The following is a 23,860-nucleotide window of genomic DNA, read 5'->3' on the forward strand; positions in this document are numbered from 1 at the left end:
AAACGCCCAAGCCCATAGTATATATAGACTTTCAGCCCCTGTCAATGGAAAAATGGCAGGCCCGGAGCCTGCCATTTTTTCCACAAGGCAACTCAAAATCACTGTCCTGCTGTCAGAACCAGCACGAGAAGAGCGTCCTTTCCAAAACCTCTGATGCTGTATTCCTCTGCCCAAGTAGATGCGCCAGTAGGGAAGCACTCATAGTAACTACATCCCGAAATCGTTCCAAGCGCGTTGCTCTCCCATGAATTAGTCGTAAGAAGGAACGGATTCTTGAACCCAAGCGGCAAGAGAACGTCGCTTCCCGACGGGCTTACACCATTTGCCGCACCAGCAATCGATTTCACTGCGGTAGAGACCGTGGGATACCCGAGGGCAACCAACACTTCGCTTACCGTCGTTGCGCAGGTTCTGGGATATGCTCCCTCAGACATGGTCGAGAAGTCCTCGGCAGCAAGCTGGAGTGTGTGCATGTTCGACTTGAGCGAGGCTTCCTTTGCCCTGCTCCTCATCGACATGAAGTTCGGGATAGCAATGGCAGCCAGAATTCCTATGATCACCACCACAATCATCAGCTCGATCAATGTGAATCCTTTCTCTCTCATTTGTGCCCCTTGCTGCCAACCTTCACAGGTTCCATTCTCTGATCCAGAACGCCCAAGTCTATAGTATATATAGACTTTCAGTCACCTAAATGAAGAAATGGCAGGCCCCAGGCCTGCCATTTCTTCCACAAGGCAACTCGAAATTACTGTCCTGCCGTTAGTATCAGTACGAGAAGAGCGTCCTTACCATAACCTCTGATGCTGTATGCTATTTCCGCAACACCAGTGCCAGGAAGTGACTCGTAGTAAGTACATCCTGCAATGGCTCCAGGCGCATTGCTCTCCCAGGCATTCACCGTAGGAAGGAACGGATTCTTGAACGCAAGCGGCAAGAGCGGATTGTTGGCTGATTGGGGGGCTAGCCCGGCTACTGCACCAGCAATCGATTTCACTGCGGTAAGGACCGTGGGATACCCGAGGGCAACCAACACTTCGCTTACCGTCGTTGCGCAGGTTCTGGGATATGCTCCCTCAGACATGGTCGAGAAGTCCTCGGCAGCAAGCTGGAGTGTGTGCATGTTCGACTTGAGCGAGGCTTCCTTTGCCCTGCTCCTCATCGACATGAAGTTCGGGATAGCAATGGCAGCCAGAATTCCTATGATCACCACCACAATCATCAGCTCGATCAACGTGAATCCTTTCTCTTTCATTCGTTTCACCCCCTTTCTACGTCAAGTTTGAAAATCCCTAGATACCTTATCTTAGCAGTTCTTCAATAGTTTCTATAGCATGGTCGCAAGAAGCGTGCCAATTCTGCCGGACCTGCAGAGCCAGGCCAGTATCATATTAAGAGACAGAGACTTAGGCCATCTGACCCGCCGTCTCATCAACTCCCTGCAACGGTCCATTTCTCGCAGGCTTTGCATAGTGCAAGGGTCGTGTTGCAAAACGCAAAGAGTAATAGAACGATACTGTTGTCCATGTTCGCCTATTTTTGAAAGAACCAGTAGTGAAAAGAGTTATAACTTCCTATTATTTCAATAGTTGTCTTCTCTGAGAAGACAAACTGAGAAGGGACTTCTAGCACGGTTTCGCACCACGTGTCATTCCCGAGTGTCTTTATCCCAGCCCCCTCCAGCTTCAGGCCACTGACATATACATCAACGGGAGTAAATGGGGGCGCGTTAGAAGTAATATATCCGTCAGGAAGAACAGGCGAGTATCTGAAAGTCTTGAATCCTGAAACTGACCTTGTAACGATCCTCAGAGTCTTTCCTGGCAATGTGGATATAGTGAATCTTTCGCCCCCAAGGATAAGCCGCCCACCGTCTGCAATCTTTTTCTCGTCGCCATAGGTGGCAGAGTGTAAGCCTACATCCAGTCTCGCCCCGGACTCCCTGGACAGAATCGAATATCTGCACCTTTGTTCATCTTCAAGGTAGCCAATATCAAGAGAATCGACAGCTATCCAGCCTTCATGATCAGAAACGGGCAACCTCCCAGCATCGACAGAACTGTAGTCCACAGCAAATATGGTCTGCCCCATTCCATAGATAGGTACAGGTTCGTAAACCTTATCACCAAACAGTTCATACAAGGATTCAATCCCCTCTGACTTTTCGGCGAAAGTGGACACGATGGCAATGTGTGAGGGCCTCTCGCCTTTTGTCATGTGTGAGACCTCTTCTGCGACAGCGCCCCATCCCATTCTCCATCTACCGTAGAATCTGGCTGTGGTCAAGCCCAGGAGGTCAACTGTTTTCTTCCCCCCGTAGTATTTCAGAGCTCCAGCATCTACAAGTCCCAGCACGTCACCTTTCTTGAGCTTAGACCTCACCCACTCTGCCGGTTCCACGGTGGCGACCCGGACGAGCCGGGATTCAAATGCATACTGGACAAAGGAATACACAAGTCCAACGACCGATAGAACCACGAAGAAGGCGAGAAGACCATCCCTAAAAGAACGCTCGCCCAGCTTCTCGCCGAGAGCCGACGAGAGGACAAAAACCCCTGCGACCATACATAAGATAAAGATCGGATAAAAAGGTATTAGATATCTGTGATGTTGAAATCCACTTGCAGATGTGAATGCGACGAATCCCACCCCGATGGTGAAAACGGCAAGCAGAACTGTGAATCCAGAAATCTGCCGGCTGCGCAATTCTCTGGCAGCACCAGCAAAGGAACCGAAGAGAAAAAAGAATAGAGCAAACGGCGCAAAGTAGGAGATTGGAGAGTGCCCGGCGAATCCGATGGTGGCAATGGACGGGTAGCCTGCTCCGAATATTCCCCTTATGGTATCAAGCACATAGCTTGTCCCAGCATAGATAAGGCTGAAGATGTGAGGGTCTATCCACAGGCTCTTTGAGGATCCAGAACTGGGAGAGAAATGACCTCCGACCGCCTTGTTCATGACCAGGTAGGCAATTGAAATCGAGAACGGAAGGAGAACCCAGGCCCAGCCTTTCTGAAGACCCTTCAAGCCTTCCTTCAGTCCTCTCAGGTGGCCTGCAAGCAGAAGAAGGAGCGCGAGGGAGCACCCCAACACCACTCCCTCAGGCCTGCTTATGGTCAGCAGGGCACATACCACCATCGTCCTCTTGTAAGTCTTTCCTTCCATATCCCTCAGGAAGGAGAGGACCGAGAAGAGCAGGAGAGTGGTAAAAAGCGGAATCTCAAGGCCTGAAAGATAACCCCAGACAATCTGTCCGTTTACCAAAAACAGGACGGCAGCAGGGAGTCCAGCTCCTGCTCCCACAAGCGCCTCAACGATTCTGTACATGAGCCAGGCTGAAATCAAAAGCCCAGCGACTCCTATTAGAAAGGCCAGAAGGAATAGAAGCGGCCCACGGAAACCTATCAAGTAGCCAAACGAAAGGGTGATCCAGTAAAGAAAGCTGGTCATGCCAGTGGTAGGCGCATCACCGGTATTATACTGAAATGGGTGGCCTGACACCAGTTGTCTGGCATATTGAAAGTATATGTAGGAGTCATCAGTGGGAAACGTGGGATGGCCGTCCGTAAACCAGTTTGAGCCCCCGATGAAGACCGCGGAGACGAGCAGACTCAAGAGAAGAAAAACAAAACCAGATCTCTTATAGAAAGGTCCCACAAGTCTTCCTAACGAGTGCTAAAGGGGTTTAGTGTCCAGAGTGAAGAACTAGTGCCAGGGGTCTGCCTTTACCATAACCGCAGATCGAGTAGCCAATCGCGACCTCGCCATCACCTTTCACGCCGGACTCGTCGTATCCTGTGTAGTAGCTGCATCCTGCGGGAGGTGTTGCAGGCGGACCCTGAATGTTGTCCACTGCGTTACCACCTTTTCTAAAAGGATTTTTGAAGCCGTGGTGAGGATAAAGTAGAGCATATGGAGTGAATGGCGGAGCCCTCCTTCCGTCAGCAAGGGACCGTCTGAAGGGCACCTTACTTTCCCAGCCCGCAGGTACGGAAAAGCCTAGAGTTGAGAGGATGTCTCCTACTCTTGTATCAATGGACCCCGGATAAAACCCTTCTGAGAGGGCGGCAAAGTCTTCCACGCTTATCTGAATCGTGTGCATGTTCGCCCGAAGCGCAGCCTCATAGGCTCTGTATCTCGAACTCATGAAATTGGGGACTGCTATGGCGGCCACCAGACCGATGATGGCCACAACCATCATCAGTTCAATAAGTGTAAAACCACTACCCCTCCGCATCTGGGCCCCTTCGAAGGTTCTACCGAGCCTGTTAGCCTGTTTAGGCCTAGTAGTGGCAAGTTTTGTGCCACAACGGCACCGGGTTCGTCTTTCGTAAGCTAAAGCTAAGGAAATCAGAGTCTTAGCGGAGAAGAACCGCACGAAGAGAACTCGAGGTGAACACGTTTTGAATGGTCTGACTGTCGCAAAACGCGGACAGTGAAACGAGCACGTTACAGCCAGAGCACCGTTCTGTTTCGCTTTCGAGGGGACGCTCCACTGAGAGAGGCGCTGTATTCAAATAGAGTCAGTAGGTTGAGGGCTCCGCACCAGAAGCGGAGCCGACAATTTCAGACCACAAGAGCCTTTACAACTTGACCACGTTAACAGCCTGCAGTCCCTTTTCGCCCTCAACTACTTCGAATTCAACTTCCTCGCCTTCGGCTAGGGTCTTGAATCCTTCTCCCTTAATGGCCGAAAAATGGACGAATACATCCTGGCCGTCCTCCTGAGCGATAAAGCCGTAGCCCTTGCTCTCGTTGAACCACTTAACCTTACCTTTCGCCATGCAACCATACCTCCCTACTCAACAGGTTTGCCGCGAGTCACTCAAATGGATAGTAGCGACTTGGGCGGCATTGTCAATCCGAATTTCATCTCAGAAGCTGTAAGACCCTGAGATTCGTGTTGTTCCTCCTAACTCATCGTGGTCTAGATGGGCGTAGTCAAAGCTGAACCCTTTGTAAGCCAGGCCAGCTCCGAAGGTGAGATGGCCAGCATCTATGCCGATTCTGCCTGACACCGTCTTTCTGTAAACATACTCAGCGCCAAAGTGCGACTCTCCACTCACAAGATCGTATGCAAACTGAGAAGCAACCTTTCTTCTGTTCTCGAATTTGATGTCCACATCTGCGGCCAGAGCGAATTTTCCTTTGGGAAAAGTGACAGGTGTATTGAGGGCAAAACCCAGGCTGGTTGTGGGCATAACGTATTCCCAGGTCCCTGTGTCCCAGCTTAGAACCGTTGTAGTAATATCCCGTACGCTCAGGCCGAGAGAGACCTTCGAGTGGGGATTATAAATGGCACCTAGGTCCACACCAGCACCCAGCCCGCTCGCTGTGTACAAGTCGGCCTGAACGATCTTGAAGCTGCCTCCAAGCCTCAACTGTTCCCCTACCGCTCTGGAATAGTTGAGATAACCTACGTGGTAAGAGACGCTGACCCGTTTGTCAACTTCCGGTATGTTTTGTGGACCGGGCAGTTCGTCGGGGTCAGGCACCACGGTAAGAGCAATGTCATCAACTGCCAGCCTCAGAAGGGCAAAACCGATAGCGCTTCTTGCCCCCAGAAAATCCTTGAGAGGATGGACATAGGAGCCCCCGTCGCAACTGACAATCCCCCCGAATCTTTCAGAATGCTGCAGGAAGACCTGGCGGGTATCCATCTGCGAAGTGCCTGCTGGATTCCAATAAGGGGCGGTTGCATCGTCGCTTAAGGCGACAAATGCACTTCCCATGGCCAGAGACCTCGCTCCAACGCCCAGGCTCAAGAACTCACCAGCATATTTCTCTGCTTGGGAACTCCCGCTCAGAACTAAGAGGAGGGAAACTATCCAGATTTTTCTCATTTCATACTTTTAACTACCACAAGCATTATACCCTATTCCCCATATCCTGTCAAGGGAAGTTGAATTCCGGAACCACAGATTTCACAGATTATCACAAGATTCCCCATTCATGGTTTTGTTAATAGTTCATCGATTTTTCTGTGTCAATCTCGTGGAATCTTGTGGTTAGCGGTTCTGTTTCCGATTTTCGATTTTCGATTTTCTATTTTCGGGTTCTACTTGGTGATTTCATAGTTCGGGGCTTCTTTCGTAATGGTAACATCATGCGGGTGGGATTCTCTAAGCCCCGCGCCCGTCACTCTCACGAAACGCGCCCTTCTCCTCAGCTCTCCCAGATCCTTCGCTCCGCAGTAGCCCATTCCAGAGCGGATGCCCCCTACCAGTTGATAGACCGTGTCTGATACGGGCCCCCTATAAGGGACTCTCCCTTCAACCCCCTCGGGAACAAGTTTCTTCGCACCCATCTGGAAGTATCTGTCCTTGCTTCCTGACTTCATCGCATCTATTGACCCCATCGCCCTGTACACCTTGAATCTTCTTCCTTCCAGGGTAATGGTCTCCCCGGGGCTCTCGTCGGTCCCGGCGAGAAGATTTCCTACCATCACGCTGTCCGCACCTGCGGCCAGGGCTTTCACAATGTCTCCAGAATATTTGACTCCGCCGTCCGCAATGACCGGTACGCCCTTAGCTCTTGCCACTGCACAGCAATCCATTATCGCGGTCAGTTGTGGCACTCCGACGCCTGCTATCACCCTTGTAGTACATATTGACCCCGGCCCTATTCCTACCTTTATCGCCGATGCGCCAAGGACTATCAGAGCCTTCGTCGCTTCCTTGGTGGCCACATTACCTACAATCAGCTCCACATCTTTTATTGTCTCCTTCAGTTTTCTCGCAGTATTCATAACCATCTCAGAATGACCGTGGGCCGTATCCACCACTATGCAGTCTGCCCCAGAATTGGCGAGCGCTCTTGCCCTGTCAATTGTGTCCTCGCTGATTCCCACTGCTGCGCCCACCCTCAGCCTGCCCAGCGAATCCTTGCAGGCATTTGGATAGAGAATCGACTTCATCATGTCTTTTGCCGTGATGAGGCCCTTCAATCTTCCCTCACTATCAACTACAGGTAGTTTTTCCACCTTGGCTTTTCTCAGAACTTCCTGTGCCTTTTCCAGGCTAGTCCCCACGGGAACACTGACCAGACCTTCTCTGGTCATCAATTCCTCCACCTTCAGACTCATCTCATCCTCAAAGAGCAGATCCCTCTTTGTCAGCATACCAAGGAGATTTCCTTCCCCACCGACAACCGGCAAGCCCGATATGGAAAACTCGCTCATTAATTGGATCGCCTGCCCAATGGTTTGATCTGGCGACAAGGTGATGGGCTGCTGGATGATACCGCTCTCAGACCGCTTCACCCTGTCAACCTGAGACGCCTGCTCATCAATGGTCGTGTTCTTGTGGATGACCCCAATTCCCCCTTCTCTGGCGATGGCGATGGCCATCTCAGCTTCGGTGACAGTATCCATTGCGGCACTCACCAGTGGAATATTGAGCGTCAGCTTCCTGGTGAGTCTGGTGGCCACTTCAACCTGCCTGGGAAGGACAGAAGATTTCCTGGGCACCAGAAGTACGTCATCAAAGGTCAAGCCATTCCTCAAGTCACCTTTCATGCAGCTACCTCCACTTCACGCTAAAGAGGCCGGGAGCTTCCCTTCAAACACCAGTACAGCGGCCCCCTCGAGAAAAACGTTGGTTATCGATTCGCCATCCCGGCGAAAGTGAACCTTCAGCACCTCTCCGCCTGCAGTCGCACAGTGGACAGGGGATCTAAGGCCCTTCTTTATCCCCTCCACCAGAGCGACAGCGACACATCCTGTTCCGCAGGCGAGAGTCTCATCTTCAACGCCTCTTTCATAGGTTCTCACTTTGAGCCGACCACGAGGGAGAACCTGCACAAAATCCACGTTGGTCCCGTCTGGCTGAAACTTGGGTAGATACCGTATCTCCTTTCCAAGTTCCAACACATCAATCTTCTTCACATCTTCAACCGCAACCACCACATGGGGAACTCCAGTGTGCACATAGCTGGCTGAAACCTCTCTGCCAGTCAATTCAAGCGGAACCTCGAGATCCATCTGAGCTGGATCGCTCATCTTCAGCTTGACAGCATCTTTATTGACAGACGCCGCATGTATCCCGTCCTTCGACCTGAACCTCATCTTACGCCCCGCTATCTCCTTCACGTGTGCATAAAGGGCAGCACACCTACCACCATTTCCGCACATCTCGGCCTCAGATCCGTCAGCATTAAAATATCTCATCAAGAAGTCACATTCGTCGTCCTTTTCAATCAGAATCATTCCGTCGGCGCCAATCCCAACTCTCCTTTTGCATACGCTCTGCGCGAACTCGCTAAGGTCTTTATTGAGCTTTCCGTTTCGGTTATCGAAAACGACGAAATCGTTCCCGCTGCCCGACATCTTCGCAAAACTTATGGTACGAGTTTTCTTCATCTTAAGAGCACCGCCTTGCGAGTGATGCAAACCCCGGAAGCCTCAAGCCTGACAAAATAGATTCCAGCAGACACATCACGGCCTTGTGAGCTCTTTCCGTCCCAGTGGAGCCTTAAAGAACCATGCTCTCCTTTGCTGAGCACCTTCACCAGTCTCCCGGTCACATCGTAGACGCTAACTTGTGAGGATTTGTATTCTCCTTCAGGCGGAATGTAAGCCTCAATCACCGTACGCCCAAAGAATGGGTTGGGGCTGCAAGCATAAAGCCTGGGTCCTCCAAACCTACTTTTCCCCATGACCTCTTCCTGCACACCCACGCTCGAGTGGTATACGACGAAGTCCAGTGTATCGGTACCGCCGTTGACTATCAGGCTATCATAATAGAAGGGTATCGAGTAGTAGAGGGTGTCCGGAAGGTTCGTAATGAAAATGCCATATGTGTCCGGTTCTGATGGGAACCAGTACGCGCCAGACGGATCAGGATTTGCCATTCCTGATGCGTTCTGTGGAGGAAAGAAAGGAGTCTGCCAGTAGGAGAGTAGAACGACAAGTGTTTCGAGCGGGAATTGGAGTGAACCGGGCACACTCGGGTGAAAAGAAATCGTTCCGCCTATGGTATCTGTGGCTGGAACGAAGTTGAAGTTCACGGTGTCACCTCCACTGAACCCTGACCTGACGAAACCGTTTTCCACCACATGCCCGGGAATCCGATCTCCCAAGGGAGGGTCTATGGCTACGCGCCAGGTGAGAGTATCAGCGGAATTCACACCAAGCCTATATAGTCCTGTCGCGGAATCGCACAGGGTCATGGCCATTCCCACACCAGACGTTTCACACTCCGCAATCATGAAATGAAAAGTATCGAGTGGAACCGTATCCACAATGGTCACTTTCCCTACTATTATAGTGTCCGCCCTATAGACAATAAAGTCTTCTACGAGACTGTCACCGGGGTTCAGGGTTATGGAATGTTCAGGCGGGATAATGTAGTAGGGCAATAGACCGAACCCCCAGAATCCTAGATTCCAGTCCCCTAATTCTGAGTCGCTGAAGCAAATGAAATACCGTCCTGGTTCGTGAAGGCTTGCCTCCTTTGCCTCCCAGGTGCTGTCGAAGGCTGCGATGCCTAGCCCCCGCGGCAGACTGTCCCCCAGGTCATCCACTACAGAACCAACCACTTTTGCGGAAGCAAGCTGATAGGTGTAGTCCATGTTTGTTAAGGTGTCCAGGAGCGTCACGGTGTCATAATCTGGCCTCACGTATGCGAATATATCACTCGAAGGACCGATCTCGTACTGTTCACCCAGTGCACTGGAATCGAGTTCTATTGTGTAGTCCCCATTTGTATCGGTAAACGCCGTCCAGAAACCTCCTATCATGGTATCCGGGCTCGCCTCCACCTCTATCAACGCGAGACTGTTGTTAGGGGGAGTTACACCCTCGAGGCTAACTGTTCCACTTATGATGACGTCAGGTTGAGGAAGCGACAAAACATACCCGGTATCAGAGGCGAACGAGCCATCTTCGTCAGTGGCTCTCACGATATATGTCCAGCCAGGAGTAAGCCCGGCGGGCCCGACGTCCATCCTTATCCACCCTGGCATTGTATCCCCATCCGGCATGCCGAAGTTAAACGTGAAGTCCTGGTCGATCTGCGGCATGCCTATAAGAAATTTGTCTCCAGGGGAAATATCTCCGGATTGGTCAGTATCCACAAAAACCTCCCACCACACACCGCGGCCATTAACATTGCAGCCGAAGGCGAGCGTATCGCCGCTTGTCATGCCGGCGGCAGACGTATCTCCATTCGCAGACATGTAAACATAATCTGTGCCAGTAGCCGAAAGAGAACAAAAAACTGCCAAGACAACTACCAACAACGCTGTCCGCAACATACCGGGCCTCCTATCTCAAAAGCACAACCTTACACGATGCGCTTAGTCGCCTGGATTTCATGCTGACAAAATAGGTTCCAGCTGGCAGCTTTCTCCCATCCCCGTCTTTGCCGTCCCACTTAGCGCTGAAGTGTGAGCCAGGTCCGCCAACCAATGCCTTCAACTCCTTGACCAATCTTCCACCGACATCATAAATGGCCACTACTATGTCTGAACTTAAACTCCCATGAGTCTCTGCATACTCAACAGGCAGGGAGATGTCCACTGTTGTGCTCGCCACGAAAGGATTCGGTCTCGCACTCATCTTGATGTGGTTCAGGTCTGGGTTTCTTGCTCCGGCGTACTCCATAATTCCGGTAGAAATGTTGTCCAACAAAAAGTTGCCGGTTGGAGGATCCCAGTTGGTCACAATAAGGTCCAGGTCTCCTGAATAGTCATAGCACATGACTACGTTAGCCATCCCCGGGCTGGGAGCGTCTTTGAAAGATATCCATCCAGCATTCAAATCGTAACAGTAGTCGGTTGGCGCGAGGGTGTCTCCATCGACAAGAATGTCCTCGATCGCGTGCACCGGATAGTGGAGAAAATAGAAAATCTTCTTCACACCATCCCCATCCAGGGCATCACAACTGCCCAAAACCCCGTCGCCATCAACATCACCCCAGACAACCTCCTCACACACCAACGACTTGCCACCGCCAGGATACCAGGACCAGGTCGGCACTGTATCAAGAGTGCCGCCAAAGTTCTCGAAAACGACCAGCGGTTCCCACCAGCCCCCTGAAGCCAGATCAAGGTCACCATCTGCGTCAACATCTCCCAGGGCAATACATGAGTAATTGCTCTTGGCATCAGCACTCTTCCAGGAAGGGTGGACTTCGAGAGTTCCTGCCTGGTTGAAGTAGATGCGGCAGTCCGCGCCGTTCGAAACAGCCAGATCCACCCAACCGTCGCCGTCCACATCACCAAAGGCAATCTGGTTTGCTGTAGCAATCTCATCTGACTGCCAGGAGGGCGACGACTCCAGCACTCCGCCATTGTTGTAATAAAGATGATTGTAGTTCTGCTCGTTCCCAATCGCCAGGTCAAGGTCTCCATCGTTGTCCACATCACCCCAGGCAACGCCATACGCATATCCTAGAAGAGAAGTCCAGGATGCTATGGTTTCAAAGACCCCACCGGTGTTAAGATATAGCCTACTGCTCTGACTTCTGCTCGAATACATTTCACCGCCCGAGAATACAATGTCCAGATCCCCATCGCCATCCACGTCACCAAACGCGCAGTCGAAGCTGTTAAACGTGTCCGACATCGCATTGCGCCAGGAAGGGCTCCGCTCCAGAGAATCGCCTATGTTGTAGTAGATATTGTGTATATAAGGGACAAAACCAGCAGACACGCCACCATAGTACGCGACAGCCATATCGATATCCCCGTCGTTATCAACATCACCCACAGCGTTGTGTCCAAAGTATCCCTGATCAAATGACACCCATGAACCAATGTCCTCAAGAACTCCATTCTGGTTCATGTAGACCGAATTACTGTTGAGAGCCATATCATTACCATTGCCCACAAAAAGATCCAAATACCCGTCTCTGTCCACATCCGCCAGAGCACCTCCAGTGCTGAAGTCGTTGTCAACAGATTCCCAGATGGGAGAGGGGCCGAGAGGAACAGCGGCACTTGCACTGGCGCAGACAAAAACCAATAAAAATACTACTATAAATTGAAAATCAAAAATACTAAATTTCAAATTCGCCTCCCCCTCGACTTTGATTCTACAATTCGATATTTACAATCTAGTATTTACAATGCGACATCCGAAAGATGTCGTTTTACCGCATAAGCTCCACCATAACCGCCTTCTGCGAATGAAGCCTGTTCTCAGCCTGATCAAAAACCACTGATTGTGGACCGTCAATCACTTCCGAACTCACCTCTTCACCCCTGTGCGCAGGCAGGCAGTGCATAAAGAGGGCATCTTTCCTCGCCAGCCCCATCATTGCTCCGGTCACCTGAAAGTCCTTGAAAACCTTGAGCCTCTCCTCCCTTTCATCCTCCTGGCCCATTGACGCCCAAGTGTCAGTGTAGATAACATCTGCATCTTTTGCTGCTTGCTCAGGATCATTCACTACATTCAAAGTCGACTTTCTGGCCAGGTTTCTGGCCATATCCAGAACTTGAGTGTCCGGCTCATATCCCTGAGGGCACCCTGCCACCATATCGACATCCAGCAGAGCCGATGCGAGTAGCAGCGAGTTGCACACGTTGTTTCCGTCCCCTATGTATCCTACCCTGAGCCCGGCCAGTCTTACGCTTCCACCCGCCTTATGCTCGCAGATAGTCTGAAAATCGGCTAATGCCTGACACGGATGTTCCAGGTCGCTCAAAGCGTTTATGACAGGTATGGATGAGTTTTCAGCCAGTTCCTTCACGGTGGAATGGGTAAAGGTCCTGGCCGCCATGCCATTCACCCAGCGGGAGAGATTCCTTGCGACATCAGAAACCGACTCCCTGTTGCCCACTCCAATGTCAGAAGGCGCTAAATATATCGCATGACCTCCAAGCTGGCTCATCCCACACTCGAATGTCACCCTTGTTCTGAGTGATGGCTTCTCAAACACCATCGCCAGTATCCTATCCTTAAGGTACTTGTGCTCTTCTCTTCTTCTCAGCTTCTTCTTGAATTCGATGGCCAACCCCAGCAGCACTTTTGTCTCTTCGCTGGTGATGTCGGATATGCCCATGAAATTCTTTTTTTTCAAGCTAACTCCCTGTTGCTTTGCTCTCAGAGTATATATCTACTCAGGTCCCGGTCAGCAACAATTCCAGAAAGGGTCTTCTTCACAGCGTCACCATTCAAATGTATCTCAGTCTCTCCACTCTCTGGAACAGAAAACAGAATACTCTCAAGAAGGGTCGTCATTATTGTGTGCAGCCTTCTTGCACCGATGTTCTCTGTGCTCTCATTCACCATCACTGCAAAGTTCGCAATTTCTTCGACCGCGTCTTCAGTGAAGTCTATTCCAACACCTTCGGTCTCAAGGAGAGCGGTATACTGTTTTATCAAAGCATTCTCAGGCTCTATGAGTATCCTCCTGAGGTCCTCCTTGGATAGGCTGTTTAATTCGACTCTTATGGGAAATCTTCCCTGCAGTTCAGGAATAAGGTCTGAAGGTTTTGTCGCGTGGAAAGCTCCGGCTGCGATAAACAAGATATGGTCAGTCTTCACCATCCCATGCTTGGTCATCACGTTGCCGCCTTCAACTATGGGCAGGAGGTCTCTCTGCACCCCTCCGCGCGACACATCGGGGCCTGAAATCTGTCCCTTCTCGCCAGTTATTTTGTCAATTTCATCAAGAAAAACTATGCCGGAGTTTTCTACCCTCAACTTCGCTTCACTCACCACCTCATCCATGTCAATCAGCTTCTGCCCTTCCTCTTGAGACAATATCTTGAGGGCCTCATCCACAGTCACCTTCCTCGTCTTCATCTTCTTGGGAAGCATACCTGCAAGCATATCCTGGAGTCCACTATCAAGCTCCTCCATGCCGCCGCTCGTGAGCACTTCAAGAAATGGAACATACTGCTTCTGAACAGAAAGCTCCACCATCCTGTCCTTGAACTTCCCTTCCCTGAGTAGCTTCTTCAGTCTTTCACGTGTCCCAAAATGTGAGTCTTCTCCTCCCTGGACAGTGGACGGCCCCATGGGGAGCAGTATGTCAAGAACGCGCTCTTCGGCCAGACTGCTTGCTTTTTCTTCCACAAGGGCCATCATCTCGTGCTTTATCATGTTGACGGCTATACCCACAAGATCCCTTATCATCGATTCAACGTCCCTGCCCACATATCCCACTTCCGTGAACTTCGAAGCCTCAACCTTCACGAATGGAGCCTGGGCAAGCCTTGCAAGTCGTCTTGCTATTTCGGTCTTCCCCACGCCTGTAGGCCCAATCATGATTATGTTGTTGGGCATGATCTCTTCCCGCAGTGCACCAGATACCCTCTGTCTTCGCCACCTGTTCCTGAGGGCAATAGCCACAGCCTTCTTTGCCTTGTCCTGACCTATTATGTACCTGTCAAGCTCCTTCACAATCTGATGTGGAGTCAGAGCACTGGGATCAGGCTTGAAAGGCTCTACAGAATGGGGTTTTTGTATCTCTATGATATCCATGTCCTCGCTCTGAAACGACTTATACCACAACATTCTACCGCAGGCAACACATATTCAACCAACAAGAACCACTCTTGCGCCATGACCCCTGTAACCACAGATTTCACAGCCTCCTTCGCCCTTAGTGGCTTCGGAGGGCAAGGATTATCACTAGATTATTCTTCTGGTTCGGTTTCAGCCATAAGCATGTGTTTGAAATCTGTGTTAATCTTGTGTAATCTCGTGGTTTCAAGCCCGGGTGTCCCTACAGCGTTTCCAGGGTTATACTATCGTTAGTATAGACACACAGGGATGCCGCCATCTTGATCGACTCCTCGGCAATCTCACCAGCCGAAAGCGCGCTGTGCTTCACCAGAGAGCGGGCAGCTGCTGCCGCATATCCGCCGCCAGAACCTATTGCGGCAACTCCATCGTCGGGTTCTATCACATCTCCAGAACCAGATATGACATATGTGTGGCCAGAATCGGCAACTATCAGGAGAGCTTCCAGTCTCCTAAGTATCTTATCCGTCCTCCAATCTTTGGCCAGCTCGACTGCAGCTCTTTGAAGATTGCCCCTGAACTCCTCCAGTTTCTTTTCAAACTTCTCGAAGAGAGTGAGGGCATCGGCCGTGCTTCCTGCAAACCCTGATAGGATCTTACCAGAATACGTTCTTCTTATCTTCTTCGCCCCACTCTTCATTATCACTTCTCCCACAGACACCTGACCGTCACCTGCCATGGCAACTCTGCCATTGTGTCTCACCGCGATTATCGTTGTTGAGCGCACTCTTTCCACCTCCAGCTTATTTTCTAAGTATCAGCCACAGACCAAACCCTACCATGAGGGTGGAAATAGAAATGGGCAAAACTACCGGGAAAATCCAGGGGACCGGAATGAGAAACAGGACATCCATTGTCATAAAAGATGCCGGCCAATCAAGCAATGCCTTTAGGAATACATAATAAAATATATCCCAGATACCGAATATGAGAAGAAACGCTCCCATCTTTTTCAACCTGTTTTCATACGCAAGTAAACTGACACCGAGTATCATCACCAGAGTGGCGACCTCTCTGCCTATCTCCATCCTGAGAATGTGCAGCTCGATCGGCGCCAGTGTGAGCTTAAACCCTTCCGGATAGTAAATTCTCCTCAGATAGACCACGACCGCAGCCTCCGCATAACCCATGCCCACAGAGTACAGCACTATGGGGAGGAGCCGCAGTCTATTCCTAGCTCTTTCGTCTGACATTTTTCTCAGCTCTGGGATGGGCTCTTTTATAAACCTCTTTCAGTCTATCTATGGTGACATGGCTGTAAATCTGAGTCGTGGACAAAGACGCGTGGCCGAGCAGGTCTTGAATTGCTTTCAGGTCCGCTCCCCTTTCGAGCATGTGCGTCGCGAACGTGTGCCTTAATACGTGAGGATTGGTTCCTGACCTTGCACTCACGGTAAGAATGAACTTCCTCACAATCCTTTGAAGAGACCTGGTGGTCAGTCTTGTTCCAAGCTTGTTAAGAAACAAAGCATCGCTATCCACACCCTTCATCAGCTCTCCGCGCCTTTTCAGGTAGGCTTCAAGGGCGACACCGGCCTTTCTGCCTATGGGCAGTAGCCTCTCCTTCCTCCCCTTCCCCCTCACTTTCATCACCTCGGCATACATGTCACAATCCGCCACATTCAGCGAACAGAGTTCGGAGGCCCTCAGGCCTGCCCCATAGAGAAGCTCAAGCATGGCTCTGTTTCTCAAGGCGAGGATGTCCGAACCCTTTGGCGCCTCCATCAACAGTCTGGCCTCGTTTTGGCTGAGAATGGAGGGGAGCCTCTTTTCCGCCCTGGGGCTTCTTATGTTCAGAGCCGGATTTGTGCGAATGTAACCCTTTCTCTTCATGTGCTTGAAGAAAGACTTGAGTGCTGAAAGCTTCCTGGCGATTGAGCGCCTCTCATAACCATACTTGTATAGCGAAGAAAGGAAAGACCTTATGTGCGCCCTGTCAACATCATCTACATCTTTCACCTTCGCCTCATCCAGAAGAAACTGACAAAACTGGCGCAAATCTCCTCCGTAGGCTCTCAAGGTCTCTTCAGAAAGATACCTCTCACCCTCCAGCGATTTCAGGAACCTAAAACTGAGAGTCTGTATATTCATGCCAGGCACCTACAAAGGGTTCTGAAGAAGCTCAGCTCTCGCCCTTCAACTCATGTTTGCAGGCAAGGCACTGCAGGACTCTTCCGTCTTTTTTGTTCTTCTCCACCATCATGGATGCGCCACACTGGGGGCATTCAATAGGCACAGGTTTGTACCAGGTCGCGAAATCGCAATCAGGATACCGGCTACAACTGTAGAACACTTTCTTCTTCCTCGAGGTTCTCTCAACAACTTCACCACTGCAGCCTTGCTTGGGGCACTTGACACCCACCGACACCGGCCTGGTGAATTGGCACTGCGGATAGTTTGAGCACGCCACGAACCTGCCGTAGCGGCCAGTCTTGTAAATAAGTTTACCGCCGCATTCCGGGCAAGGTTCTTCTAGAACATCTTCTTCTTCGACAGGCTTGGTGTACTTACACTCCGGATACCCCTTGCACGCGAGGAACTTGCCGTATCTACCCCACCTGATAACCAGAGGCTTTCCACACTCAGGACAGGCCTCACCAGTCTCTTCCTCAATGGTTTCTTTCAGTCTTTTGCTCTCACTTTCTACTTTTCTCAACTGTTCGCTGAACGGCCCATAGAACTGTCCCAGGACATCCTTCCACCCTGACTCTCCGGATTCCACCTTGTCGAGAAGCTCTTCCATGTTTGCTGTGAAGCCAACCGCGAACACCTCTGGAAAACTGGGTACAAGTATCTTGTTTACGGTGATACCCAGGTCTGTCGGAATCAACTTGCGACCACTGACTTCAACGTACCCCCTATCCAATATGGTCGATATGGTCGGAGCATAGGTGCTCGGTCTGCCTATCCCTTTGTGTTCCAATTCTCGCACCAGGGTCGCCTCCGTGAACCTGGGAGGTGGCTGGGTGAAGTGCTGTTTCTTGTCCAGACTGACCAATTCCAGCCTATCCCCTTGGGAAAGGTGAGGCAACTCTTGATTCATGGCGCCGCTTTCTCTACCATTACCATTTTTCATTTCGTAAACCTTCGTGAAACCCGGAAATATCATCTTTGAAGCCGTCGCCCTGAAAGTGTACTGGCCGGCATCGATGTCCGATGAGGCAGTCCTGTAAAGAGCCTCTGCCATCTGTGAAGCAACGAATCTCTTCCACACCAGCTCGTACAGCCTAAACTGATTCTTGTCCAGGTTTTTCTTGATCGAGTCCGGCGTCCTTTTCGAAGATGTTGGCCTTATCGCTTCGTGAGCCTCCTGCGCCCTTTTCCTAGACTTGTAAATGAACAGTTTTTCTGGAACGAACCGGTCACCAAATTCCTTGCCTATCAAACTTCTAACCTCTTCTATCGCTCTGGGAGCAGACCTGGTGGAGTCGGTTCGCATGTAGGTGATGAGCCCGACAGAACCTTCCTTGCCCAATTCAATCCCTTCGAATAACTGTTGCGCAACGACCATTGTCTTTCTGGGCGAAAAGCCAAGCTTTCTTGAGCAATCCTGTTGCAACGTGCTTGTGGTGTAGGGAGGCTGTGGCCTCTGCTTTTTCTCTCCTCTCTGCAAAGACTTCACCACAAAATCGAGCCCCTTCAGATCCCGAATGATCTTGCCTGCCATTTCTTCACTTTCTATCTGTGGTTTCTCTTCTGATATCTTTGTCAGACGGGCACTGAAAGGTTCGCCCTCACCCTTCAAAAGCTGGGCAGTTATGTCCCACCACTCCTTGGGAACAAAACTCTCTATCTCGCTTTCCCTCTCGCAGACAAGTCTGAGTGCAACGGTCTGAACTCTCCCTGCACTCAACCCTCTCCTTATTGTCTTCCAGAGTATGGGACTCACCTCGTATCCCACGAGCCTGTCCAGAATCCTTCTGGCCTGTTGAGCGTCCACTTTCTTCGCGTCTATCGCTCCAGGAGAGGCCATCGCGGCTTTGACTGCACTGGCAGTAATCTCAAAGAAGAGGACTCTGTAAACCTCGTGCTTGTTCTTGAGCTCCTTCGCAATGTGGAATGCAATCGCTTCTCCTTCCCTATCCGGGTCTGTCGCTATGAATACCTTGTCTGCGGTTTTTGCTGCATCTTTGAGCTTTCTGAGGAACGACCCTTTGCCTCTTATGGTGATGTATTCAGGCCTGAACCCGTTCTGAACGTCGACCCCCAGCCTTGCCTTTGGCAGATCTTTTACGTGCCCCATGGAAGAAAGAACCACGAAACCCTTTCCCAGGATTCTGCTTATCGTCTTTGCCTTGGTGGGCGACTCCACAACAACGAGAGAACTAGCCATCTACCTTCCTTTAGTTTTCAATGTTCCTCAAGAATTCAAGCAGATTACTCATGTCCTCGGGCAGCGGCGAGGAAAACTCCGCGTATTTCCCTGTAGAGGGATGGTTGAATCCGAGAATAGCTGCATGCAGTGCCTGGCGATCAATGATTTCCAGTACATCATTTATCTTACTCATGTGTTTCTTGACTATATCCACCAGCGCCGATTTCTTCCTGCCTCCGTAGGTGGCGTCAGCTACAACAGGATGTCCGAAGTGCTGGAGATGCACCCTTATCTGATGAGTCCTGCCGGTCAGAAGCTTGAGTTCCATGTAAGTCGCAATACCAAATCTCTCTTTGACAACGTAGGTGGTCACAGCCGACCTGGACGAAAGTGGGGTCACTGCCATCTTTCTTCTGTCAAAAGAATGCCTTCCCACAGGGGCCTCGATTGTCCCTGACTTCTGAGGCATGTCTCCCCAGCACATGGTCAGGTACTTGCGGGTGATGGTCCTCTCTTCCATCTGCCTTCCCAGGTTGGACTTAGCCTTACTCGATCTCGCAAAAACAAGCAGACCAGTGGTGTCCTTGTCAAGCCTGTGTATCACCCCGGGCCTGAACATGTCTCCGCCTTCCGAAAGAGACTTGCAGTGATAGAGCAATGCATTGACGAGAGTCCCGTGTAAGTTTCCTCTTACAGGGTGGACAACAATCCCTGCCTGTTTGTCCACAACAATGACATCATCATCTTCGTAAACCACATTTATGGATATATCTTCTGGCTCAACTGCAATCTTCTCAGCTACACCATAGGTGCAGGTGACCTTCTCCCCCCCTTTCAAGAGGTGATGAGCTTTCACTTTTTTTCCATCGACAAGGACCCGGCCAGCGTCTATCAGCCTCTGAACTTCTGACCTTGAAACACCGACACCTGACTCCACAAGGTACTTGTCGAGTCTTATCTTCCACTTGTCTCTCCCAACAACCCTATCAAACTCTCTCTCTTTCATACACCTCAGGCAAGTTCGAACGAAATACAACCCCTCTGTACTTCGATCAATTCCTCTATCCCACGCTGTGCCACCCTTATCATCTTATCCATCTCATCCATCGCAAACGTATTGCCTTCTGCTGTACACTGGACCTCAACGATCTTGCCATCATCAGTCATTACTACATTCATGTCAGCCGATGCGCTGCTGTCCTCCTCATAGTTCAAATCAAGGATAATCTCACCGCCCACAATTCCACAGCTCACCGCGGCCAGAAAATGGGAAATGGGAAACTTATCGACCATCCCCTGTACAGACATCTTCTGGACAGCATCGTAGAGGGCGACGAATCCACCGGTTATGGCGGCTGTTCTGGTTCCTCCGTCGGCCTGCACCACATCACAGTCTATGATTATGGTGTGGTCTCCTAACTGGGAGAGGTCTGTCACCGCCCTGAGCGATCTCCCTACGAGCCTCTGTATCTCATGTGTCCGGCCGGATTCTCTCCACCTGGGGATTCTCTGAATAGAAGACCTGGGAAGCATTCCGTATTCTGCGGTCACCCATCCCTGTCTACTCCCCTTTAGAAAAGGTGGCACACCGTCTTGAAGCGTTGCCGAGCAGATGAGCCTCGTGTGGCCCAGTTCAATGAGGACAGACCCTTCTACATCTTTGAGATAGTCTTTGGTCATTTTGACTGACCTTAGCTGGTCTGGTTTTCTTCCATCGGCTCTCTTCATTCTACCATCTTTCTCATTTTGGAACCGATCTCTTCAAGACAAGGCGCCCAAATAGAATTCGACGGAACTGATAAAGTTAAGTCTGATAGCCCAAATGTGAGCGCTGCTATCAGACTCCGATCTCCAGAATTGTCTCTCACTAAAGATAATGATATAACTTACTGCCCTTTTGTCAACCGAAATAGGTCCATGCCATCGTCAGATGGCATGAGGCATATTTCGTCGTGTTTAGTCTTTGTTAGAGGTCACAAGCGAAGCGCAGTGAGCTCCTTACAAAGAGTTAATCCTGAGGAGGCGGAAGCGGACGAAGGGCTTACTCGGATCGAACATCACTACCGAGTGCCAGCGAAGGTCGAATTCTAGAAAGAGTTAATCCTGCTTAGTCTCTCTTGCTGAGACGGAGTCGAAGCTTAGAGAGAATTAGTCCTGAGCGATAGTCGAAGGGAGCGAAGTCTGAAGGACGGAGTCGAAGGATCTGCTTTTGACAAACCGCGTCAAGCGCACTCGGAAATTCCGCGCGCGCCTTCTCCCCCCACCTTCGAAATTACGAAATCAAAACTATCCGCATGGATTGGGGGAGCTCGTGAAACGAGCGGCCGTCAAACGGCCCGGGCGGGCAGGCACGCACTTTTGCAGAATTCGCAACTACAAACTGGGAATTGATCGATTGTCAGCCGTCTGCCGTCAGCAAAACGCAACACTGCAGTGCCTGTCCCCGTGCTGCACGTGCTGCACAACTCTCAGAAGCGATAACCCAGGGCTACGGCCAGACCAACGAAGAACCCTGAACCACTCAGCTCCTCTCCCTGACTACCTTCCCCTTCAAGAAGCAAGGAGCCGGCTATAATACCGCCCTGAATCGCAAACTCGTTCATTCTTATATCCACCCCAGCTCCAAAATGAAAGGCCAGAGCTGTGGTGGACCCATCTCCGTCGTATCTCTCATAGATACTGCCATCCATCTGGTAGGAGGTTTCTTCCCACTCCCAACTGACAAAGAGGAAATCCATTCCAACACTGCCGTACGGGGAAAAGCCGTATTGTGCCGGCAGGAAGTAGTACCGCGTACCTACACCCAGCCCGGGTCCAATCCCACTCTCCGTGTACTCTGTTCTGTAGACATCTATGTATCCCTCTACCTCCTCCTCCTCCTCACTATACTTTATGAGATCGGCTCGCACAAACAGGTACCCCTGAGGAACGAGTTCGTGCTCGTACTCCAGGTAGGATAGTCCACCGAGCACCAGCCCCATTGGGTTCAGGAACACACCTTTCTGTAAATTCTGACCACACGCGGTAAACGGAATGAAAACAAGGGCAAGCCCAAGGAGCACGAAGACTGCTATGGCATGCCGCATCTACCTCCTCCTTTCGTAATTCAGGTTTCCACAATATGGCGCCCCAACATCTTATGCATAGGAAGGAAATGATGTCAACCCAAAAAGGCGGCTGGGACAGGCACGCACTTCTGCGCTTTTGACTGTGAATTTCTGTAGGGGCGTATTGCCTGCCCGGGCCGTTTCACGGCCTCCTGAGAAGAGTCGAAGGGAAATACGCTCAAAAAACCTCCCCCTCTCCCTTGAGGTAGGGGCAGGGTCTCCCTGCCCTCAGTATGGGCGTTAAGTGAGCTTGCCCTGAGCCTGCCGAAGGGCGAACCGCCCTACAAATTTCTCAGTTTCCTAATTTCTCTATTGCAGTCGTCCTTTGTAGTAAAGGTTGGGGATGAAGACAAATCTGCGGCGGAGAGGAGGCTCATCAACTTCTGCCGCGCCCCACTGGGCGAACAGGTAGCTTGAATCAATCTCTAACCCCAGGGAATGTTTCTCGACCATTCTCCAATCGATACCTACTGGAAAGCAGAGAGCCATCAGATTACCAGTACCTTTATCAGAAAACGACAGCGCACTCCACAACCCCATTCCCACGTAGGGAGTGGTTCCAGAGGACCTTAGATATCTTTTGGCTGACAACGACAGGCAGATATCGTGAAAGAGCCATGTGCCAATGCTCAATCCTATCGAGTTGTTTCCAGAATGATATTCAAAATCCAATCCAACAGCGTGAGTACCCCCAAGTGAAATCCCCAATCTTGTGCTATTTTTGTCTTCGGCTCCGACCAGAGGGACCACACAGATCAGAGCAATAAACACTACTGCCGTTTTGCCTGCAATTGCCTTACGTCTTAGTCTTGCACACATAGCACCAAATCCCTTCACCTGGCATTACCTGAAGCTATACGTCAACCCCAGCGATAGTGTCTGCATAAACTGCGCCCCCAAATCCATTTCTTTATCGTAGAAAAGCTGCGTGTAAAGATTGACCATAATATGTTCTGTGACCTTCCCCGAAAGTATATTTTCCCAGTTGACGTCCGGGGCCTTCCAGTAATCTTCGTTGGGCAGTCCTTTCAGTTCTTCCGCTTTTGAGTAGAAAAACGCCTGGAAGACGGTAATTCTGTTGATCAAGACGATTCTATCATTTCCCAGAGGCGTCGTGAATTCGTTCACAAACTCGAGTCCCCCGTCATTCGCAGTCAGGTTCTCTCGCTTATTGGCCACTGGGCTCACCAATACATCACGATCAAGGTATTGTCTAAAACCAGCACCAAGACGGGCTGTCCACTCACGGCCCCCGTCTTTGATCAGAACCTTTGCAAGCCCAAAGCTTTCCGTGAAAGTCATAGGGTTCACATACCGGTCCTTCTCTGGGTCGCTGTTGTCAAGGAAGAAGCTTTCAATTTTGCCTCCAGCAAAGGGATCCACAAACAGTCCGAATGTGAACCGAAATATGGATTCAAGTTTTATGATATCAGTCGATTTCACCGGCTTTTCCCAGACCTTACTCTCTTTCCTCTGGCTGTAGGATTGGCCGAACGCCAATTCCAGGGTGTTTCTGTTGTGAATCTTCTGGTGGAGCTGTTTTTCGGCAAGACATGTGAGGTTAGATGTCCAGGACACAGAACCCGTCTCCCCACCTGTCCAGTTGTTGCTAACAGCATTTTGAGTCACCATAAGATTCGCATCGGCACCCAAAGACCATCTCTCCCCAAATGCTGCTATGGCCATTCCAATTATCAGCATCACTGAGGCCAGGATAAGTAGCGCCCTCATAACATACTCCTTTCTTCTGGCAGGCAGATGACAACTTCTCCATGTTCTGGGGACGGTGCCCTCCGAATGCTCGAAGGACAGGCTTGACATTTGACATTTTGCCCTCTTAGCGTTCATGTCGAACCTTGTTTCTCGTTATATTTGAAACACTTACGGGCCCTGCTTGGGGACGGTGCTTGACATTTGACAAAATCCATGTGAGAAGCAGATTCTTCGGCGCCCTGAACGCCGCCT

General features: G+C 50.7%; 21 protein-coding genes. All 21 read right to left on the reverse strand.

Going from position 1 to position 23,860, the window contains the following annotated elements:
• Positions 1-98 precede the first annotated feature (98 nt).
• The 21 genes from E3J62_06330 to E3J62_06430 all read right to left on the reverse strand — a co-directional run bounded on the left by E3J62_06330 (position 99) and on the right by E3J62_06430 (position 23,743).
• Entirely contained in the window at positions 99-605 is a 507-nt protein-coding gene (locus E3J62_06330; protein TET45785.1) for a type II secretion system protein, read from the reverse strand.
• Between the two features lie 143 nt (positions 606-748).
• Positions 749-1,255, reverse strand: a complete 507-nt coding sequence (locus E3J62_06335; protein ID TET45786.1) for a type II secretion system protein — start codon at positions 1,253-1,255, stop codon at positions 749-751.
• A gap of 278 nt (positions 1,256-1,533) precedes the next feature.
• Positions 1,534-3,657: a hypothetical protein gene (locus E3J62_06340; protein TET45787.1), complete on the reverse strand. Its 2,124-nt coding sequence runs from the start codon at positions 3,655-3,657 to the stop codon at positions 1,534-1,536.
• Positions 3,658-3,685: 28 nt separating this feature from the next.
• A complete protein-coding gene (locus E3J62_06345; GenBank protein ID TET45788.1) occupies positions 3,686-4,237 on the reverse strand; it encodes a type II secretion system protein in 552 nt (183 codons plus the stop codon).
• 346 nt (positions 4,238-4,583) lie between these two features.
• Complete coding sequence (locus E3J62_06350) at positions 4,584-4,784, reverse strand: cold-shock protein (protein TET45789.1); 201 nt, start codon at positions 4,782-4,784, stop codon at positions 4,584-4,586.
• A 90-nt stretch (positions 4,785-4,874) separates the two neighbouring features.
• Positions 4,875-5,843, reverse strand: coding sequence for a PorV/PorQ family protein (locus tag E3J62_06355; GenBank protein ID TET45790.1), 969 nt, complete (start codon positions 5,841-5,843; stop codon positions 4,875-4,877).
• A gap of 215 nt (positions 5,844-6,058) precedes the next feature.
• On the reverse strand, positions 6,059-7,516 hold the full coding sequence (gene guaB, locus E3J62_06360; protein TET45791.1) for an IMP dehydrogenase: 1,458 nt from the start codon (positions 7,514-7,516) through the stop codon (positions 6,059-6,061).
• Between the two features lie 15 nt (positions 7,517-7,531).
• Entirely contained in the window at positions 7,532-8,359 is an 828-nt protein-coding gene (locus tag E3J62_06365; GenBank protein TET45792.1) for a diaminopimelate epimerase, read from the reverse strand.
• Positions 8,356-10,254 (reverse strand): T9SS type A sorting domain-containing protein, encoded by a 1,899-nt coding sequence (locus E3J62_06370; protein TET45793.1) that lies wholly within the window; start codon positions 10,252-10,254, stop codon positions 8,356-8,358. Before E3J62_06370 ends, E3J62_06365 begins: the two co-directional genes overlap by 4 nt.
• Before the next feature lie 10 nt (positions 10,255-10,264).
• Positions 10,265-12,010 (reverse strand): hypothetical protein, encoded by a 1,746-nt coding sequence (locus tag E3J62_06375; GenBank protein TET45794.1) that lies wholly within the window; start codon positions 12,008-12,010, stop codon positions 10,265-10,267.
• A gap of 82 nt (positions 12,011-12,092) precedes the next feature.
• A complete protein-coding gene (gene argF / locus E3J62_06380; GenBank protein ID TET45840.1) occupies positions 12,093-13,004 on the reverse strand; it encodes an ornithine carbamoyltransferase in 912 nt (303 codons plus the stop codon).
• 41 nt (positions 13,005-13,045) lie between these two features.
• Positions 13,046-14,431 carry an ATP-dependent protease ATPase subunit HslU gene (gene hslU, locus E3J62_06385; protein TET45841.1) on the reverse strand — a complete coding sequence of 462 codons (1,386 nt, stop codon included), beginning with the start codon at positions 14,429-14,431 and terminating at the stop codon, positions 13,046-13,048.
• Positions 14,432-14,675: 244 nt separating this feature from the next.
• On the reverse strand, positions 14,676-15,200 hold the full coding sequence (gene hslV / locus E3J62_06390; GenBank protein TET45795.1) for an ATP-dependent protease subunit HslV: 525 nt from the start codon (positions 15,198-15,200) through the stop codon (positions 14,676-14,678).
• A 16-nt stretch (positions 15,201-15,216) separates the two neighbouring features.
• A complete protein-coding gene (locus tag E3J62_06395) occupies positions 15,217-15,666 on the reverse strand; it encodes a hypothetical protein (GenBank protein TET45796.1) in 450 nt (149 codons plus the stop codon).
• A complete protein-coding gene (gene xerC, locus E3J62_06400; GenBank protein ID TET45797.1) occupies positions 15,647-16,564 on the reverse strand; it encodes a tyrosine recombinase XerC in 918 nt (305 codons plus the stop codon). The genes E3J62_06395 and xerC overlap by 20 nt, the downstream gene beginning before the upstream one ends.
• A 31-nt stretch (positions 16,565-16,595) precedes the next feature.
• Positions 16,596-18,806, reverse strand: coding sequence for a type I DNA topoisomerase (gene topA, locus E3J62_06405; protein TET45798.1), 2,211 nt, complete (start codon positions 18,804-18,806; stop codon positions 16,596-16,598).
• Positions 18,807-18,816: 10 nt separating this feature from the next.
• On the reverse strand, positions 18,817-19,794 hold the full coding sequence (locus E3J62_06410) for an RluA family pseudouridine synthase (protein ID TET45799.1): 978 nt from the start codon (positions 19,792-19,794) through the stop codon (positions 18,817-18,819).
• Positions 19,795-19,799: 5 nt separating this feature from the next.
• Positions 19,800-20,516 (reverse strand): ribonuclease PH, encoded by a 717-nt coding sequence (locus E3J62_06415; GenBank protein ID TET45800.1) that lies wholly within the window; start codon positions 20,514-20,516, stop codon positions 19,800-19,802.
• Between the two features lie 740 nt (positions 20,517-21,256).
• Complete coding sequence (locus E3J62_06420; protein ID TET45801.1) at positions 21,257-21,874, reverse strand: hypothetical protein; 618 nt, start codon at positions 21,872-21,874, stop codon at positions 21,257-21,259.
• Between the two features lie 330 nt (positions 21,875-22,204).
• Positions 22,205-22,732 carry a hypothetical protein gene (locus E3J62_06425; protein ID TET45802.1) on the reverse strand — a complete coding sequence of 176 codons (528 nt, stop codon included), beginning with the start codon at positions 22,730-22,732 and terminating at the stop codon, positions 22,205-22,207.
• A gap of 6 nt (positions 22,733-22,738) precedes the next feature.
• The gene (locus tag E3J62_06430; protein TET45803.1) at positions 22,739-23,743 is read right to left on the reverse strand and encodes a DUF3078 domain-containing protein; all 1,005 of its coding nucleotides are present in this window, start codon (positions 23,741-23,743) and stop codon (positions 22,739-22,741) included.
• Between the last annotated feature and the right edge of the window lie 117 nt (positions 23,744-23,860).

It is taken from the genome of candidate division TA06 bacterium, from assembly GCA_004376575.1.
GTDB lineage: Bacteria > Hydrothermota > DG-26 > E44-bin18 > E44-bin18 > E44-bin18.

Excerpts from the sequence above, each read along its gene's own strand:
- E3J62_06330 (TET45785.1), bottom strand. The coding sequence starts at position 605 with ATGAGAGAGAAAGGATTCACATTGATCGAGCTGATGATTGTGGTGGTG.
- E3J62_06335 (TET45786.1), bottom strand. The coding sequence starts at position 1,255 with ATGAAAGAGAAAGGATTCACGTTGATCGAGCTGATGATTGTGGTGGTG.
- E3J62_06345 (TET45788.1), bottom strand. The coding sequence starts at position 4,237 with ATGCGGAGGGGTAGTGGTTTTACACTTATTGAACTGATGATGGTTGTG.
- E3J62_06350 (TET45789.1), bottom strand. The coding sequence starts at position 4,784 with ATGGCGAAAGGTAAGGTTAAGTGGTTCAACGAGAGCAAGGGCTACGGC.
- E3J62_06355 (TET45790.1), bottom strand. The coding sequence starts at position 5,843 with ATGAGAAAAATCTGGATAGTTTCCCTCCTCTTAGTTCTGAGCGGGAGT.
- guaB (TET45791.1), bottom strand. The coding sequence starts at position 7,516 with ATGAAAGGTGACTTGAGGAATGGCTTGACCTTTGATGACGTACTTCTG.
- E3J62_06365 (TET45792.1), bottom strand. The coding sequence starts at position 8,359 with ATGAAGAAAACTCGTACCATAAGTTTTGCGAAGATGTCGGGCAGCGGG.
- E3J62_06370 (TET45793.1), bottom strand. The coding sequence starts at position 10,254 with ATGTTGCGGACAGCGTTGTTGGTAGTTGTCTTGGCAGTTTTTTGTTCT.
- argF (TET45840.1), bottom strand. The coding sequence starts at position 13,004 with ATGGGCATATCCGACATCACCAGCGAAGAGACAAAAGTGCTGCTGGGG.
- hslU (TET45841.1), bottom strand. The coding sequence starts at position 14,431 with ATGGATATCATAGAGATACAAAAACCCCATTCTGTAGAGCCTTTCAAG.
- E3J62_06395 (TET45796.1), bottom strand. The coding sequence starts at position 15,666 with ATGTCAGACGAAAGAGCTAGGAATAGACTGCGGCTCCTCCCCATAGTG.
- xerC (TET45797.1), bottom strand. The coding sequence starts at position 16,564 with ATGAATATACAGACTCTCAGTTTTAGGTTCCTGAAATCGCTGGAGGGT.
- topA (TET45798.1), bottom strand. The coding sequence starts at position 18,806 with ATGGCTAGTTCTCTCGTTGTTGTGGAGTCGCCCACCAAGGCAAAGACG.
- E3J62_06410 (TET45799.1), bottom strand. The coding sequence starts at position 19,794 with ATGAAAGAGAGAGAGTTTGATAGGGTTGTTGGGAGAGACAAGTGGAAG.
- E3J62_06415 (TET45800.1), bottom strand. The coding sequence starts at position 20,516 with ATGAAGAGAGCCGATGGAAGAAAACCAGACCAGCTAAGGTCAGTCAAA.
- E3J62_06420 (TET45801.1), bottom strand. The coding sequence starts at position 21,874 with ATGCGGCATGCCATAGCAGTCTTCGTGCTCCTTGGGCTTGCCCTTGTT.
- E3J62_06430 (TET45803.1), bottom strand. The coding sequence starts at position 23,743 with ATGAACGCTAAGAGGGCAAAATGTCAAATGTCAAGCCTGTCCTTCGAG.